This window comes from Aquimarina ulvae, from assembly GCF_053613295.3.
The window spans coordinates 351838-368168 of record NZ_JBSIBP030000001.1 but is presented as its reverse complement, the minus strand read 5'-3'; the positions used below and the strand labels follow the sequence as shown (position 1 = coordinate 368168).

Below are 16331 nucleotides of genomic sequence, written 5' to 3'. Positions count from 1 at the left end.
GTTTAACAATATGAATATAAAAAACCCATTAAATGTAACATAATTCAATGAGTTTTAAGCTTAGTGAAATACTAAAAATTACAAATTAATTACTTCCTGATGGAAGACATTCCCAGGTAGTTGTACATCCGGAGTATCCACACCAAACTTCTCGGCAAGCTGTATCACATGTCAGTTCGCAGGCTTTTTGACTAGTACCTCCTCTAAACTTAGATTTTTCAGCTCGACTGAAGGTTTGAACTCCTTTAATTTTTAAAATTTGTAGTAACTTAGTTTTAAGATTTAAATTAATAATATTAAAGTACCGAAAAATGTAAAATTCCCCGTTAAGCTCGAGTTAATTAACAAAAAACAATGAATACTCTACAAATTTTATCACCCTTTAACATCCAATGCATCTCGCAGTGCATTACCTATTAACATAAAAGCCATCACAAGGCTCATGATCCCCAAACCGGGTATAATTGCCAGATATGCTTTTCCTAGAATGATATACGAGTAATGATCTTTAATCATAGCGCCCCAGCTAGCCATTGGTGGTTGTGCCCCGATTCCTAAAAAACTCAGTCCACTTTCTATTAAAATAGCTGCTGCAAAATTTGCAGCAGAGATTACAATTACCGGTGCCAAACTGTTAGGTAATATATGTTTCGTTATGATCCTATAATGATTAAAACCAAGTGCTTTTGCCGCTGTCACGTATTGCATTTGTTTGATACTTAATACCTGACCTCTAACAACTCTTGCTACTTCTACCCACATCGTTAATCCAACGGCAATAAAGACCTGCCAGAAACCCTTACCCAAAGCTAACGTTATTGCAATTACTAAAAGTAAGGTAGGTATAGACCAAGTTACATTAATTAGCCACATAATGAACACATCCACTTTTCCTCCAAAATACCCTGCAATCGCTCCTAAAGATATACCTAGTAATAAAGAGATAAACACCGCAACAAAACCAATCGAAAACGAAATGCGAATTCCAATTAGCATTCTGCTTAACATATCTCTACCGTACTTATCAGTTCCTAGAATAAAAGTCCGATCTTCGATAAATTCTTGCTCTATTTCCACTTTTGTAAGGTCAACAGGAAAACTAGCTAACTCAATTCTTTTAGAAATTCCTGCCAGCTCTCCTTCGGTATATGGTGTGACTTCTAGAAAGGTTTCCTTAAAACTGTACCCCTCTATTGGAATCTCTGTATCCATGTTTTTTACTCCAAAGAACATCCTGCCGAGATTGGATTGATCTGATTTAATTTTAGAAGGTATTGTTAAGATTTTTACAGAAAACCCAGGGCTTTTAGAATGAATAGACAAATGCATCTGATTGGCATTCTTAGAACTATCAGGCGCTACTATATATGCAACAACAGCTATTAATGCACAAACAACAATAAACCAAAAACTAAAAACGCCCCAAAAATTTTTCTTAAATCTTTGGAGCGCTAGTTTTGATAATGAATTTGATTGTATATTTTGCATTAAAGCAAATTAGTTCTTTAGTGTCAGTGAGTTTTTAGATCTACGTATATTGTTGATTTTCATATCTTCCAAAACGCTAAGCGCCTCTTCTACATATACATCTTTACTTAAACTCTGATGCCATCTACTTCTTTTTTCTTCGAGTATTGAATCTTTTTTCATAAGATCTTTTTCATATGGTAGTGATTCAAAAGTCAAATTAGTCTTGTAATCATTCAGGCGCTCAAAACGTTCTGCTTGTTTTTCATTCAACTCTATATTCGATTTATATGCATTATAATTAAGCGAATATTCATTTACATCTCTCTTTTCTCTGACCCATTTTGCATTTTCTTCAATGAGCTTCAATTGTTCATTAGTAGCCATACGGGATTTACTTTTATTAATCGTTTGATCAAAATCTATGTAGCCATCCCATAATGTATAATCAGCCGCTGCAATCTTATCCCAAGGTAATGGATTCTCTTGGTCTTTTTCACCAATATCGATGTAACTGTATCGATCCGGCACCACAACATCACTCTTTACTCCTTCTAGTTGTGTAGAACCGCCATTTACACGGTAGAACTTCTGGGTGGTTAATTTTAAAGCTCCTAAATCGCCAAAATCATTGCTTCGCATCCATCTATTAAGATCCATTACATTTTGTACAGTTCCTTTTCCATATGTTTGCTTACTTCCTATTATGATAGCTCTCTTATAATCCTGCATAGCAGCAGCTAATATCTCTGACGCTGAAGCTGAAAGTTCATTAACCAAAATAACCAATGGTCCATCCCACAAAATATTTCGGTCTTTATCACTTAACACTTCTGGCGATTCTCCTTTGGTTCTTACCTGAACGATTGGTCCTTTATCTATAAAAAGTCCTGCAATATCAACAACCGTCTGCAAAGAACCTCCTCCATTATCTCTCAAATCTATTACCAGACCTTGCATATCCTGTTCTTTCAGGCGTATAATTTCTTGTTTTACATCCTTTGCTGCATTGCGTTGGTTGTAATCCTGCATATTAAAATAAAACTTTGGCAAATTTATGATTCCATAGTTCTTATCATTCTTTTTAACTAGAGAAGACTTCGCATAAGTTTCTTCCAGCTCCACTACATCCCTAACAATATCGACATTCTCTATAGTTCCATCGACTTTTTTAACCGTCAGTGTAACTTTGGTTCCTTTAGGGCCTTTGATAAGACTAACGGCATCATCCAATCTCATTCCCACAATGCTGACAGGTTCAATCTCATCTTCTTGCTTAACCCTCATAATCAGGTCTCCAACTTCTACTTTATTTCCTCTCCAGGCTGGACCTCCTGATATAATTTCAACAATTTTTACATTGTCATTTTTTTTCTGTAATCTAGCTCCTATTCCTTCTAATTTACCAGACATGGCAATATCAAAACGATCTTTATCTTGTGGAGCAAAATAGTATGTATGCGGGTCAAATTCTTCTACTATAGAATTAATGTAAATTGAAAACCAATCCTTTCTTTCTAAATCATCTGCAAACTCAAAATATTCTTTCAAAGACGTTTTTGTTAATTCACGTGATTCCTCTTCTAGAATGACAGCTGATTTTCTTTGAAAATCTTTGTTTTTTGTAATAGAATCAACTTGCTCATCTACCTTATCATAATAACTTGCTAACGCATTAAATTTAAGTTGTAATCTCCAACGATTTTTCAATTCCTTTTTATTACTGGCATACGCTAACTTATCATAATCGGTATTGATAGACTCTTCTTTTTCAAAATTAAAGGGTTGTTCTAATATTTCTTTATATAAAGATCTTGCTTGAGTCATTCTTTGTTGCAATCTCTCATAAGTAAGATTAAAGAAATCAATTTCTTTATCCCTGATCTGGTCATCAATTAAGTTTTCAAACTTTTTAAATTCTTCAATATCACTTTTGTAAAAATATCTTTTTAACGGGTCTAGTGCATCGATATAATCCACAAAAACGTTTTTGGAGAAATCATCATTAATATTCTTCGCATCATAATGCCCTTTACTTAGCACATAACTAATTAAGTCTATTAGTATGCGATCTTTGTCAGGATCATTTTCAATTTTTGTTGTAAAGCTGCAGGAAGCAGCGGATACAATTACGGTAAGCATTAATACCAAAAAACTCTTTTTCATACGCTCATATTTAATTTAGGGGTGTCCTTGGCAAAATACATTAAAAATCGTGCCAAGAACAGGTAATATTACTAAATTTTTCTTAAAAGAACTAATAATGTACAGCACTGATTTAGAATAATCTATTTAGAATAAAAAAAATGTATTTTTACCATTGAAAAAAAACAATCCTATGCCACAAAAAAAACCGCTGATTTTAGTAACCAATGATGATGGTATTACTGCTCCTGGAATAAGAATGCTGGTTCGAATTATGAATGAAATAGGCGAGGTTTATGTTGTGGCACCAGATAGCCCCCAAAGTGCTATGGGTCACGCAATCACAATCAATAATACCTTATATTGCGATCCAATTACAATTGATGAAAATGCTCCTCAAAAAGAATATAGTTGTTCTGGAACTCCGGTAGATTGTGTCAAAATGGCAACTAGACAAATATTACAGCGAAAACCTGATTTATGTGTCAGCGGAATTAATCATGGCTCTAATTCTGCTATAAATGTTATCTATTCCGGAACAATGAGTGCAGCTGTAGAAGCAGGTATTGAAGGAATTCCTGCGATAGGATTTTCTTTATTAGACTATAGTATGAATGCTAATTTTGAACCGTGTAAAAAGTATGTAAAAACAATCGTTGAAAATGTACTTGCTAATGGACTACCAAAGGGAGTAGTGCTTAATGTTAATATTCCTAAACTAGCTGAACAAGATATAAAAGGTATCAAAATCTGTCGACAAGCAAATGCGCACTGGGTAGAAGAATTCGACAAACGAACCAATCCTATGGGAAGGGATTATTACTGGCTTTCTGGCAAATTTATTAACGAAGATAAAGGTGAGGATACGGATGAGTGGGCTTTGCAAAATGGATATGTTTCTATTGTTCCTACTCAATTTGATCTTACAGCACATCATTTTATACAAGAACTAAACAATTGGTCGTTACATGATTAAAAAAGAAATTATTATTGGTTTTTTTACAGGAATAGTAGCTAACAGTATTGGTGTTATTTTATATATATTACTATTTTCTAAAACAAGTATCAAAGAAACCTTAAAAACTGCACAACAAAATAACTTTTTGGGAAGTCTAATCGCATTAGGGGCAATTCTTAATCTGATAATTTTCTTTCTATTTTTAAAACAGAATAAGCCCTACAGAGCACGTGGCGTGCTTCTTGCTACTCTTATTGCGGCAGTAGGTATAGCAATTAGTAAATTTAGTTAACAATATGGAGAAAGTATATCTAAGATGAAATATTATCTTATAGCTGGAGAAGCATCAGGCGATTTACACGGTGCAAACTTAATGAAATCGATTCTTAAAGAAGATCCCAAGGCAGAATTCAGGTTCTGGGGAGGAGATTTAATGCAACAAGTTGGAGGATCGATGGTTAAACACTATAAAGAACTTGCATTTATGGGCTTTATAGAGGTTCTTTTTAATTTATTTACGATACTTAAAAACATACAACTCTGTAAAAAAGACATCATAAATAATCGTCCAGATGTAATTGTATTTATTGATTATCCTGGGTTTAACCTTCGCATTGCGAAATGGGCAAAAGAAAAAGGGTTTCCTACTCATTATTACATTTCTCCACAAATATGGGCGTGGAAAGAAGGAAGAATTAAAAGCATCAAAAAATGTATTGATGCTATGTATGTAATCCTTCCATTCGAAAAACCATTTTATGAAGAGAAACACAATTTTCCTGTTAATTTTGTAGGTCATCCATTGATAGATGCAATTGCCAATCATCTGCAGATTTTGCCTGAAAAATTTAAGACTAAACACCATCTTGATGATAGACCGATTATAGCGATACTCCCAGGAAGTAGAAAGCAGGAAATCAAAAAAATGCTCGAGGTTATGCTTAGTGTAGTAGATGAATTTCCGGGTTATCAATTTATCATTGCCGGTGCTCCAAGTCAAGATCCTGAATTCTACACTCCATTTATAAAGAAAGATGGTGTGCATCTAGTGATGAACCAAACCTATGATTTACTAAGTTTGAGTAATGCTGCACTGGTCACATCTGGGACAGCAACGCTAGAAACTGCTTTATTTAAAATTCCAGAAGTTGTTTGCTATAAAGGAAGTTCAATTTCGTATCAGATTGCTAAAAGAGTGATCAATCTGGAGTATATCTCCTTAGTAAATTTAATTATGGATAAACCAGTGGTGACGGAGTTAATACAAGGAGATTTTAACACTAAAAAACTCAAAGAAGAACTTACAAAGATCTTGGATGACTACCAGAGAGCCGTTATGTTTTTAGATTATTATGATCTTGAAAAAAAACTAGGTGGTAAAGGAGCCAGTGATAAAACTGCAAACCTAATTGTAGAAACTATTAAGTAAAACATACCCAAATGACGATGAATAGGCTATTTTATATTTTACTTGTACTCAGTATTGTGTTTTCTTCCTGTGGAGGAGGAAAAAAAAGCAGTGCTGTTACCGCTACAAAGACAAGAAAGACAACAAAGACAAAAGTAGCAGCTACTCCTAAACAAAAGATCAAAAGCATTATAAACTACGCTAAAGCCTTTGAAGGTACCCGATACAAATATGGCGGCACTACCAAAAAAGGCATGGACTGTTCTGGTTTAATATACACATCTTTTAAAAAAGGAGCTGTTGTACTTCCTAGGACGTCTAGGGCAATGGCAACTCAAGGAAATAAAATTTCTTTAAAAAAAGTAGCTATTGGTGATCTACTATTTTTTAAGACGAACAAAAACAAAAACACCATCAATCATGTCGGATTAGTCGTTGCAACTGGAAAAAGAATTGAATTTATCCACGCCTCTACCTCAAAAGGGGTAACCATATCTAGCCTGAATGAAAGGTATTGGAATAAATGTTTTGCACAAGTAAGGAGAATTTTGTAATTAAAAAACACCTCTTTTGTCTTCTTTTTTTATTTTATTCTCTGAAATTCATTAATTTAGTTGTTCAAACTCGTTATTTAAATGGAATACTCTTTAGACCCTTTAGAAGTAAAAAAAGTAATTGATGCAAAAGTCAATGGAAAAGAATATGATGAACAACAGTTTATTTATTACCACCTAAATAGAAATCTGTTTAATGTAAAAAAGGAAGTCACGACACTCACTCATTTTATGAGTAATAAATTCAGGGATAACAAAGGCTTTATCTGGGAAGAAGCTTCTAGATTCAAAAACTGGTTCCATACACCTAAATCAAGATATTTTGGAAGCCTTCTAGGTATGCAACCTTACAGTAGAAAATTCTTGCGTCTGGATAAAGAAACAGGTCTTGACGGTGAGTTTGAGATGATTATACGCCATGATGGTAAAAGAATAGATGCATTGACTCACGAAGGATATCAGGAGACCTATAATTTTGGCCCGACGTCAAATATGAGTTTACATAAACTTCTGGATGTTGATCCACACGGTCCAAATCCTGATTATGAAGTAAAAATAGATACTGGAAGTGTTATTATACATGATAGAATCAATGAGCATTCCGGTACTAGATCAAGAAGAAGAAATCGAATTAGAAAATAAATGATTCTAAATGAAATCTCTGACTTTCCTTTTTAGATAAATCGATGCTTACATCACTTTTATTTTTTTCAGTACAATTACCCCAGTAAACTACTGATTCTTGTTATTTTACCAGTTTTTTATAGTGAGCACTTCGGTCATATTAAAAATTCAACAAGAATATTTACAATAGTCTTGCTATAAAATTTTACCGCTTTTCCAGAGGTATCGAATCCGTTAGCCTATTTTATAACTTATATAAAGAGAATTAGATAGGTAACAAATGTCCTTCATTAGACACGATTAATTATAGGGTTTTAAAACACCCAATTAATTAATCATTTCGAAGTCTGTGCACAAATTACTTAATACGCCGTTTCTTATTCTGGTCTCTTCTTTAATTATTGGTATTATTATTGGCTATTATATTGCTATTAATTGGAATTTTATATTTATTCTTCAAACTATATCAGTAGTCGGTTTAGCTGCTTCCTGGTGGTATGCTAAAAAAATATTCCATAGCGCGATTTGGTTTAGCTTGTTGGTTCTAGTGAATTTCATGTTTTTTGGAATTATCTTAGTTCATATTCATTCTCCAAAAAACAACTCAGATCATTATACTCATTTTTCAGATAAATTTCTAGAAAATCCAGTAACCATTAATTTTTGTATTAAAGAACGTTTAAAACCAACAAACTATTACGAAAAGTATATCATCACATTAAAATCAATTGAAAATAAAAAGATTACCGGAAGTTTATTACTACAATTACCTAAAGACAGTAGTCAAACTCCATTAGTTACCGGAGCAACGTTTATCTGTTATTCACAAATCAAGTCCATCCCTAAACCACTAAATCCACATCAATTTGATTATGCGTCTTATTTGGCTCAGCAATATATATTTCATAAAACAACAACTGAATTCGGCAAATTAGTCCCGACCAATTCTCCAGAATTTTCTATCGCCCGCCTAGCTGCTCTTATAAGAACAGACATCAATCGAAAACTGAAACACTATAATTTTAGTAAAAAACAATTATCTATAATAAATGCACTACTTCTAGGGCAAAGACAAGATATAAACCGTAATACTCTTATGGACTACAGGGATGCAGGAGCCGTTCATATACTAGCAGTTTCTGGACTGCACATTGGTATATTATTAATGTTACTAAACATTATCCTAAAGCCTTTGGACTATTTTAGAAAAAATGGTAAAATCACTAAAACAATTCTTATCGTTTTATTCTTATGGTGTTTTGCAGTTATTGCAGGTTTATCACCTTCTGTTCTTAGAGCTGTAACCATGTTTTCCTTTATTGCAATAGGGCTACATATTCGTTCTAAAACCAGTATCTACAATGCCTTGATAGTTTCTATGTTCGTTCTGCTTTGTTTTCGACCAATGCTGTTGTTTTCAGTTGGATTTCAATTAAGTTATTTAGCGGTATTTGCAATTGTATGGATACAACCCTCCTTGGTAAAGATAATAAGGCCCCGGTTTTATATTGGAAAAATACTATGGGAAACTTTTACCGTTACCATTGCAGCTCAGCTTGGTTTATTACCGTTAACATTATTTTACTTTCATCAGTTTCCACTTCTATTTTTTGTATCAAATCTATTAATCATCCCAGTATTAGGTATTATTTTAGGGTTTGGAATATTGGTTATTGTGTTATCCCAAATTCAATTACTACCTAACTGGGTAGCAACTACCTTTGGAAAGTGTATAGATGCCATAAATTTTATTGTACACTGGGTTTCAAAACACGATACTTTTTTTCTAACCGAAATTTCATTTTCGTGGAGAATGCTTATCCTTGGGTATTTTGTTATAATTTCTCTCGTATTATTTTTGAAAAAACGAACTGTTCTAAAAATGTACTTGATCGCTATCAGTAGTATGGTTCTGTTGTCTAATTTGATCTATGAAAAAATAGAAAATACTGAAAAAGAAGCGCTTATAATTTTTCATAATCAGCGCAATACAACCATAGGTATTCAACAAAACCAATTTCTTAACATCTATAGCAAAGATTCTATCACTGCATATACTAAAAATTATTTGTTGCAGGGTTATCTCATAGCAAATAATGCGCAATACACCGCTAACCAAAAACTAAATAATGTCTATAGATATAAAGATAAAAGCATTCTAGTTATAGATAGTACTGGTGTATATGATCTTAAAGAATTATATCCTGACATTATTATTTTAACCAATTCTCCAAAAATTCATGTAAATAGGATGATAGAAAGGCTAAAACCAAAACAAATTATTGCAGACGGAAGTAATTACAAAAGCTATCTTGATCGATGGGAGTTAACGTGTAACGAAAAAAAAGTCCCTTTTCATCGTACGGATAAAAAGGGGGCATATGTTCTTAAATAAATATAAAACACAATATATCCTAAAAATCAGACACCTCTGCAAGCAACTCTTCTTCAGGCATTTCCATTACTTCTTTTACAATTTTATAAATATCAGGAATAACTGTTCTTGCCAATCTCGTAGGGCTATTAAATAATATGGTAATCCCGAGATCTTCCTGTGGGAATATAGCAATTTCGCTTCGGTAACTATTAACGTGACCTCCGTGATGAATCATTCTATTTGTTTCTCCGGTAGCCGAGTTCTTGAAATCATGAATACGCCATCCGTGTGCATAATGAGATTTTTGGTGTCCGTTCCATCTCTGGTAATACTTACTTTTACCTGGAAGATTAATTACTGGATCAAAAACATTTTTCAAACCATCTGAGCTCATCACATTAGGATTATGACCTAACAGAAATCGCATCCACTTTGCCATATCAGTTACACTAGCATTTACTCCTCCAGCTGGTATTGCATTATAATATTTTTGATTAATCTTTAGAGACCTCCAACGTCTTCCATATTTTCTATGGGGCATCGCCACATTAGCAGATGTTTTTAAAGAGTTGTAATCGGTAGAAGCTGTAGTCATGTTAAGAGGTTCAAAAATCTTTTCAGCAATTACTTCATTATATGTTTTTCCAGTCACTTTTTCGATCATTTTACCACTAAGTGCAAATACCGCATTCTGATAGCTATATATCCTACCTGGTCTGTCTATAGTGGAAATACTTTTAAACTGGCCTGCAATGGTATTTAAATCTATCCCATCTTCTACCAGATTCGTAAAACTATGATAAGGCAGTCCTGATGAATGTGATAATATATGGGAAAGCGTAACACTATCCGTCCATTTTTTACTTGCCAATTGGAACGTGGGAACATATTCATTTACCTTATCTTCCCAGTTAAGCAATCCTTCTTCTACATACATTCCGGACAGCACACCCGCAAAACCTTTAGAAACCGATCCTATTCTAAAAATAGTTTCTTCATTTATGGTGTCATTCAACGAAGCATTTCTTTTTCCAAAACCTCCTAAATAAATAACAGAGTCACATTTTACAACACTAACTCCTGCTCCTACTATTTTATGCTGCTTTACCGCTTTATCGAAGTAAGATTCGATTGCTTCTACCAATAGTTCTTTTTGCATATCCGAAATTGGATTCTTAAAAAAATCCGCGTTAGTCTGTACTTTAGCTAATGGCTCAACAGAATTGAAGGATTTAATTTTATTTGCAGAAATAAGTGGGAAAAGCAACGCAATTAATAACAACATTGAAGGGGCAAGGATAAGGCGTTTTTTCATAATAGGTTAAGCTCAGATAAAATATTTAAAACTATAAAACTTTGGGAGGGTTTTACATACTTTTATGTAACGATTTGGTTTATCAATTATTTTAATTTTAACCAAATATAACGATTATGTGCAAATATCATCGCTGAAATGCGATTTTTTATGAAATTTAACGTTTTTTACCTCTAAAACCGTTTTTCTAATAGCCAAATAGTAAGAAAAAACTTTCTTTTGTTGCTATTTTTAGGGATTCTTTAGGATCATTTATGCTAATCTAATATCTTCTTTAAAAAGTAAGTGAATATATTCTGCGTGGATATCAGCATTATGTTTGCTCTCCACACAATGAAATAATAAATGAATTAATCCATAATCTCCTAGGCAATCCCGATATGCATCGTGATCTTTATTCTTGACCCAAAGAATAAAACTACATAAATGGCCGATCTCTCCAATTTTTTCAGGGTTTTTTAAGCATTTTCTAAACTCATTTAAATCCATCAGTGCATACTCTTCATACTTTTGTTTACAAAAGTTATAATCGAATGTATGCTTATAGGATCTAAGCTTTCTATTCTGTATTTCATACTTAATACCACTCATAAGGTATATTCTTCTTAGGTATTGCCATTTTGCCTATTGCCTTGTTATACTCCATTGAGAGCAAAACACTGCCCAAATTTATCTTTTTAAGATTCTTTCAAGAAGTTTAACAAAGCGCTGCTATTTGGAATTTTTCCAAAACAAAGATACGAAATATGGAAATATTCCAAATGCTTTTATTCCACATTTGTTTTATGGAATTTCCACCGCTGATAAGACACTTCATATTATATCTTATAAAAAATCCCTTTTACCAAATTGATAAAAGGGATTACTTCTATGATGTATTCGAAATATCTTATTTAGTTATTAAACGTACTTACAAATGATTGTTCATATTGTTGCCAAGCCTCTGCACTAGTTAGTTCTTTGTAGTCATTAGTATGAATCATTTTCAAATAAATCTCCAATTGCTGCGGTGTTTTATACCCTACTACCGGAGCAATTAAATTACCTTTTTCGTCGAAGAAAACTATACTGGGATATCCGCTAATTTTTAAAGCATTCGCAAAAAAATGTTGGCTATTCCTTCCTTTTTTATCCGGATTGTAGTTAGGATTGGTGTAAGTAAAATTGTTATAACGAACTTCTTCGGTTCCTTCTCCATTAAACTTAACCGCGTAGTAATTAGCGTTTACATACGCCACAACATCTTTATTATGAAATGTTTTTTTATCCAATAATTTACAAGGACCACACCATTTGGTATACACATCCATAAAAATCTTCTTAGGTGTTTTCTTCTGTGCTTCCAGTGCCTCATTCATCGACATCCATTTGATTTCTTGAGCTTGGGTAGACAGCACGAATACCAATCCAATTAGAAAAAGTAGGTTTTTCATCTGTTTAAAATTTGTATTTATATATTAGTCGAAACAAAAACTGTTCCTTATTAAAAAACTTCATTCGTTTTTGGGTAAACGGATGAAGTAGTGTTTTTAGTATTAGCGAATTCCGTGCATCATTCTCAATAAAGTTTTATTAAGAATCAACATGACCACTCCTGCTAATGCCGGAATTATAGTAAACATTAAGAAGAAAACACTCATTCCATATTTTTCTACTATAGGATCTATAAAGCTACCTGTTACTCCGGCAGTTAAATTCGCTATAAAATTAGCTACAAACCAAATACCAAACATTAATCCGACAAATTTGACTGGAGCTAACTTACTAACATAGGACAAACCAACTGGAGATATACAAAGCTCTCCTAATGTATGGAACAAATATGCTAATATTAGAAAAATCATACTAACCGATGCCGTTTTAGCTCCTAATGGGATTCCCATAGAGCCGAATGCTAATATTCCAAAACCTAATCCAAGCAAAATAAGTCCTATCGCGAACTTAACTGGTCCAGTTGGATTGAATTTACTTTGCCATATTTTAGAAAAAAGTGGTGCAAAAGCAATAATAAAAAATGAATTCAAAATACCAAACCAAGAGGCGGCTACTTCTGCTTTATCATCAGCGAACTCTCGTTGCAACATCCAGATAACAATTCCCCATATAATCACAAAACTAGTACCTAACAAAATATTCGACAAAGAGTATTTTCCAAATGTTTGTTTAAATAACATTATTAAAACCCAAGTAATTATTAGCATAGGAACCACTGTTAATAAGGTATTAGATATCTTAAATATCATCGCCCCATTGCCCTCAAGAACTCTATCTGTATAATCTGAAGCAAAAATGGTCATAGATCCCCCAGCCTGTTCAAAAGCCCACCAGAAAAATATTACAAAGAATGAGAAAACCCCAATCACAATTAATCGATCTCTTGTAACTTTTGACTTTTTAGATTCATCAATCACATCTTCAATTGTATCTTGTGCATCTTCAATTGAATCTTCTATGACCTCATCAAGGTCTTCCATTTTCTTTGGTGAAAGTCCAATATTAGCAAAGATTTTTTGAGCGAAATAAAATTGAAGCATTCCAAAGAACATAAATATCCCAGCTAGTCCAAAACCATAGTGCCATCCTACTTTCTCTCCAATATATCCACAAAGGAGAATTCCTAAAAAAGCTCCAGCATTAATTCCCATGTAAAATATCGTATAACCTGCATCTTTTTCTTTTCCTTGTGTTTTATACAACTGACCGACCATAGAGGAAATATTTGGCTTAAAAAGACCATTTCCTATAATTAGTAATCCTAACCCTATAAAAAAGAAAAAATCTGCAGTAACTTCAAAAGCCATTGACGCATGGCCTAGGGTCATTAATAGTGCACCTAACACCACCGCATTTCTATAGCCCATTATTTTATCAGCTATCAAGCCACCTAAAATTGGAGTAATATATACCAATCCAGTATACCATCCGTAAAGTAATAAAGCCTCATCTCGCTCCCATCCCCAGCCTCCATCTATAATAGATGCTACAAGAAACAGAACCAATAAAGCTCGCATTCCATAGTACGAAAAACGTTCCCACATCTCGGTAAAGAAAAGAACAAAAAGCCCTGAAGGATGTCCTAAAACGGTTCGTTGGTTTATTTCTGAACCTCCAAATTTAAATTCCATATTCAATTATTAAGTTAGTAAAATTTATAAGTTGTTTAGTTTTTATAAGTTTTCTTTAATAAAATCAGTCATTTTACCATATAAATGTAATCGGGTGTTACCGCCATAAATTCCGTGATTTTTATCAGGATAGATTGCCCAATCAAATTGTTTATTTTTCTGTACAAGCGCTTCAATCAGTCTCATAGTATTCTGTACATGTACATTATCATCTGCACTACCGTGTACCAATAAAAATTCTCCTTTTAATCCATCCACAAAATTGATCGGAGAGTTGTCATCATATCCTTTTGCATTTTCCTGTGGAGTCATTAAATAACGTTCTGTATAAATAGTATCATAGAACCTCCAACTTGTTACTGGAGCCACTGCAATCCCCATTTTAAAGGTATCCGGAGCCTTAAACAGACAATTACTGGACATAAATCCTCCATAACTCCATCCCCAAATTCCGATTCTAGAAGCATCGATATAGGCTAATGCCCCCAACTGTTTTGCAGCGGCAATCTGATCTTGAACTTCAAGATTTCCTAAGTCATTTTGAGTAACCTTCTTAAATTTTGCTCCTTTAAAACCAGTACCTCTCCCATCCACACAAACAACGATATATCCTTGCTGTGCTAACATCATATACCAATAGTCATTGCTGCTGTTCCAGGAATTACTTACAGATTGAGATCCGGGACCTGAATACTGATACATAAGCAATGGATACTTTTTAGCAGGGTCAAAATCTTTTGGCTTGATTGTCCACATATTTAAGGTCTCACCATTGATCTCAATAGTAGAAAACTCCTTTGAACTTACATTATATTGTGCCAGTTTATCCTTTAGTGCCTGATTGTTCTTAATCTCTCTAATAACCTCTCCAGTCGCAGCACTATTTAACGTAAACTCATAAGGTGTTGTTACATTAGAAAAATAATTAATGTATTGGCTAAAATCTGAACTAAAATCTGCATCATTTGTACCTTCTTTAGTGCTTAACCTCTTTTTGTTTTTCCCATCCAACCCGATAGAATAAATATCCCTATTGATATTTTTGTTTTCTACACTTTGATAGAATATAGTTTTGCTTTTAGGGTCATATCCATAATAATTGGTTACTTCCCAGGAACCTGTAGTCACCTGATTGATCAACTCTCCCGTTTCTTTATAATGATAAATATGGTTAAATCCGTCTTTTTCACTAGTCCAAATAAAACTATTATCCTCTAAAAAAGTAAGATTATTTGTAATATCAATATAAGCTTCGTCTTTTTCATTGAGGACAACTTTTGGTGTTTTTGTTTTGGCATCCACAAAAATTAAATCCAGATTATTTTGATGTCTGTTTAGCACTTGAACACTCAAAATATCTGGATTAGCTGACCATTTTATTCTTGGAATATAGAAGTCCTTATACTCACCAAGTTTAATCTTATCTAAGGACATACTCGACAGGTCTGCTATATGCAATGATACTTCTGCATTTTTTTCTCCGGCTTTAGGATATTTAAACACATCTTGTTTTTGATATAGTTCAATTCCATACACATCCATGGAAAACTCTGGAACTTCTTTTTCATCAAATCGTATAAAAGCTACTTTGTTACTATCTGCACTCCAATCAAAGGCTCTCACAAAAGCAAATTCTTCTTCATACACCCAATCCGTAATACCGTTAATAATCTCATTTTTCTTTCCATCATCTGTAAGTTGAATTTCTTCTCCGGTAACAAAGTTCAATACGTAAATATTGTTATCAAATACGTATGCCAATTTATTCCCGTCTGGAGACAATGCTGGTGATTGTATTTTCTGATCACTAATTTTAAAACTGCTATTAGAGGGAACATCAAATATATGATAAACCCCTCTCGAAGAACGGCGATAAATTTGTTCTATTTCGCTAGCAAGTAATATTCTTTTTTCATCTTTACTGAATTCGTATCCCTGAAAAAACTTCAGGTCATCTATAAAAGATGAATTGATCAATGTTTTTGCCTTTTCCCCAGTTGCATAATCATATACCTCTATCGATGTTTCTCCAGAAGTATTATCTCTTTCTAAAACAGAATATTGTGTGCCATTATTCATAGAATGCAACGATTGTAATCTTTCTGTCCTAAATGCTCCTCCCCATATTTCTTCAAGAGTAAAAGCTTTGTCCTGAGCTACACTCAGAAAGCTTATAAATAATGTAATTCCAAAAAACAATCTGGTAAATCTCATATTTTACTTTTATAAAATTTGTTAACGCCAAGAATACTAAAAAATCCGTGAAAAATACAACAATTGAAGTTAAATACAATAAAAAGCAATATGAGAAAGCAATATTTATTAGCATATCATCAATGAAATATTAAGAAATGATTC

13 protein-coding genes are annotated in these 16331 nt (G+C 33.2%); 6 read left to right on the top strand and 7 right to left on the bottom strand.

Going from position 1 to position 16331, the window contains the following annotated elements; all coding sequences use genetic code 11:
* Nucleotides 1-375: 375 nt before the first annotated feature.
* The gene (locus ACWGOQ_RS01600) at nt 376-1488 is read right to left on the bottom strand and encodes an ABC transporter permease (protein WP_452056802.1); all 1113 of its coding nucleotides are present in this window, start codon (nt 1486-1488) and stop codon (nt 376-378) included.
* A gap of 9 nt (nt 1489-1497) precedes the next feature.
* Entirely contained in the window at nt 1498-3633 is a 2136-nt protein-coding gene (locus tag ACWGOQ_RS01595; RefSeq protein WP_452056801.1) for a carboxy terminal-processing peptidase, read from the bottom strand.
* 172 nt (nt 3634-3805) lie between these two features.
* Here ACWGOQ_RS01595 and surE point away from each other — a divergent pair, with 172 nt between their 5' ends.
* The 6 genes from surE to ACWGOQ_RS01565 all read left to right on the top strand — a co-directional run bounded on the left by surE (nt 3806) and on the right by ACWGOQ_RS01565 (nt 9551).
* A complete protein-coding gene (gene surE / locus ACWGOQ_RS01590; protein ID WP_452056800.1) occupies nt 3806-4588 on the top strand; it encodes a 5'/3'-nucleotidase SurE in 783 nt (260 codons plus the stop codon).
* On the top strand, nt 4581-4862 hold the full coding sequence (locus ACWGOQ_RS01585; RefSeq protein ID WP_452056799.1) for a hypothetical protein: 282 nt from the start codon (nt 4581-4583) through the stop codon (nt 4860-4862). The genes surE and ACWGOQ_RS01585 overlap by 8 nt, the downstream gene beginning before the upstream one ends.
* Before the next feature lie 24 nt (nt 4863-4886).
* Nucleotides 4887-5999, top strand: a complete 1113-nt coding sequence (gene lpxB, locus ACWGOQ_RS01580) for a lipid-A-disaccharide synthase (RefSeq protein WP_452056798.1) — start codon at nt 4887-4889, stop codon at nt 5997-5999.
* Between the two features lie 17 nt (nt 6000-6016).
* Complete coding sequence (locus ACWGOQ_RS01575; protein WP_452056797.1) at nt 6017-6532, top strand: C40 family peptidase; 516 nt, start codon at nt 6017-6019, stop codon at nt 6530-6532.
* Nucleotides 6533-6613: 81 nt separating this feature from the next.
* Nucleotides 6614-7174 (top strand): hypothetical protein, encoded by a 561-nt coding sequence (locus tag ACWGOQ_RS01570; RefSeq protein WP_452056796.1) that lies wholly within the window; start codon nt 6614-6616, stop codon nt 7172-7174.
* A 331-nt stretch (nt 7175-7505) separates the two neighbouring features.
* The gene (locus tag ACWGOQ_RS01565; RefSeq protein ID WP_452056795.1) at nt 7506-9551 is read left to right on the top strand and encodes a ComEC/Rec2 family competence protein; all 2046 of its coding nucleotides are present in this window, start codon (nt 7506-7508) and stop codon (nt 9549-9551) included.
* A 19-nt stretch (nt 9552-9570) separates the two neighbouring features.
* On the opposite strand, the gene ACWGOQ_RS01560 is transcribed toward ACWGOQ_RS01565, so the two are convergent.
* The 5 genes from ACWGOQ_RS01560 to ACWGOQ_RS01540 form a co-directional block, all read right to left on the bottom strand.
* Complete coding sequence (locus tag ACWGOQ_RS01560) at nt 9571-10848, bottom strand: serine hydrolase domain-containing protein (protein WP_452056794.1); 1278 nt, start codon at nt 10846-10848, stop codon at nt 9571-9573.
* Nucleotides 10849-11100: 252 nt separating this feature from the next.
* Nucleotides 11101-11439, bottom strand: a complete 339-nt coding sequence (locus ACWGOQ_RS01555) for a hypothetical protein (protein WP_452056793.1) — start codon at nt 11437-11439, stop codon at nt 11101-11103.
* A gap of 302 nt (nt 11440-11741) precedes the next feature.
* Entirely contained in the window at nt 11742-12281 is a 540-nt protein-coding gene (locus ACWGOQ_RS01550) for a thioredoxin family protein (RefSeq protein WP_452056792.1), read from the bottom strand.
* A gap of 102 nt (nt 12282-12383) precedes the next feature.
* On the bottom strand, nt 12384-13973 hold the full coding sequence (locus ACWGOQ_RS01545; protein ID WP_452056791.1) for a peptide MFS transporter: 1590 nt from the start codon (nt 13971-13973) through the stop codon (nt 12384-12386).
* A 42-nt stretch (nt 13974-14015) separates the two neighbouring features.
* A complete protein-coding gene (locus ACWGOQ_RS01540) occupies nt 14016-16187 on the bottom strand; it encodes a S9 family peptidase (protein ID WP_452056790.1) in 2172 nt (723 codons plus the stop codon).
* Nucleotides 16188-16331: the final 144 nt, after the last annotated feature.

Bases quoted from the DNA above. Each gene is read 5' to 3' on its own strand.
- lpxB (WP_452056798.1), top strand. From the start codon at position 4,887: ATGAAATATTATCTTATAGCTGGAGAAGCATCAGGCGATTTACACGGT.
- ACWGOQ_RS01575 (WP_452056797.1), top strand. From the start codon at position 6,017: ATGAATAGGCTATTTTATATTTTACTTGTACTCAGTATTGTGTTTTCT.
- ACWGOQ_RS01550 (WP_452056792.1), bottom strand. From the start codon at position 12,281: ATGAAAAACCTACTTTTTCTAATTGGATTGGTATTCGTGCTGTCTACC.
- ACWGOQ_RS01595 (WP_452056801.1), bottom strand. From the start codon at position 3,633: ATGAAAAAGAGTTTTTTGGTATTAATGCTTACCGTAATTGTATCCGCT.
- ACWGOQ_RS01570 (WP_452056796.1), top strand. From the start codon at position 6,614: ATGGAATACTCTTTAGACCCTTTAGAAGTAAAAAAAGTAATTGATGCA.
- ACWGOQ_RS01585 (WP_452056799.1), top strand. From the start codon at position 4,581: ATGATTAAAAAAGAAATTATTATTGGTTTTTTTACAGGAATAGTAGCT.
- ACWGOQ_RS01555 (WP_452056793.1), bottom strand. From the start codon at position 11,439: ATGAGTGGTATTAAGTATGAAATACAGAATAGAAAGCTTAGATCCTAT.
- ACWGOQ_RS01540 (WP_452056790.1), bottom strand. From the start codon at position 16,187: ATGAGATTTACCAGATTGTTTTTTGGAATTACATTATTTATAAGCTTT.
- ACWGOQ_RS01545 (WP_452056791.1), bottom strand. From the start codon at position 13,973: ATGGAATTTAAATTTGGAGGTTCAGAAATAAACCAACGAACCGTTTTA.
- ACWGOQ_RS01560 (WP_452056794.1), bottom strand. From the start codon at position 10,848: ATGAAAAAACGCCTTATCCTTGCCCCTTCAATGTTGTTATTAATTGCG.
- surE (WP_452056800.1), top strand. From the start codon at position 3,806: ATGCCACAAAAAAAACCGCTGATTTTAGTAACCAATGATGATGGTATT.
- ACWGOQ_RS01600 (WP_452056802.1), bottom strand. From the start codon at position 1,488: ATGCAAAATATACAATCAAATTCATTATCAAAACTAGCGCTCCAAAGA.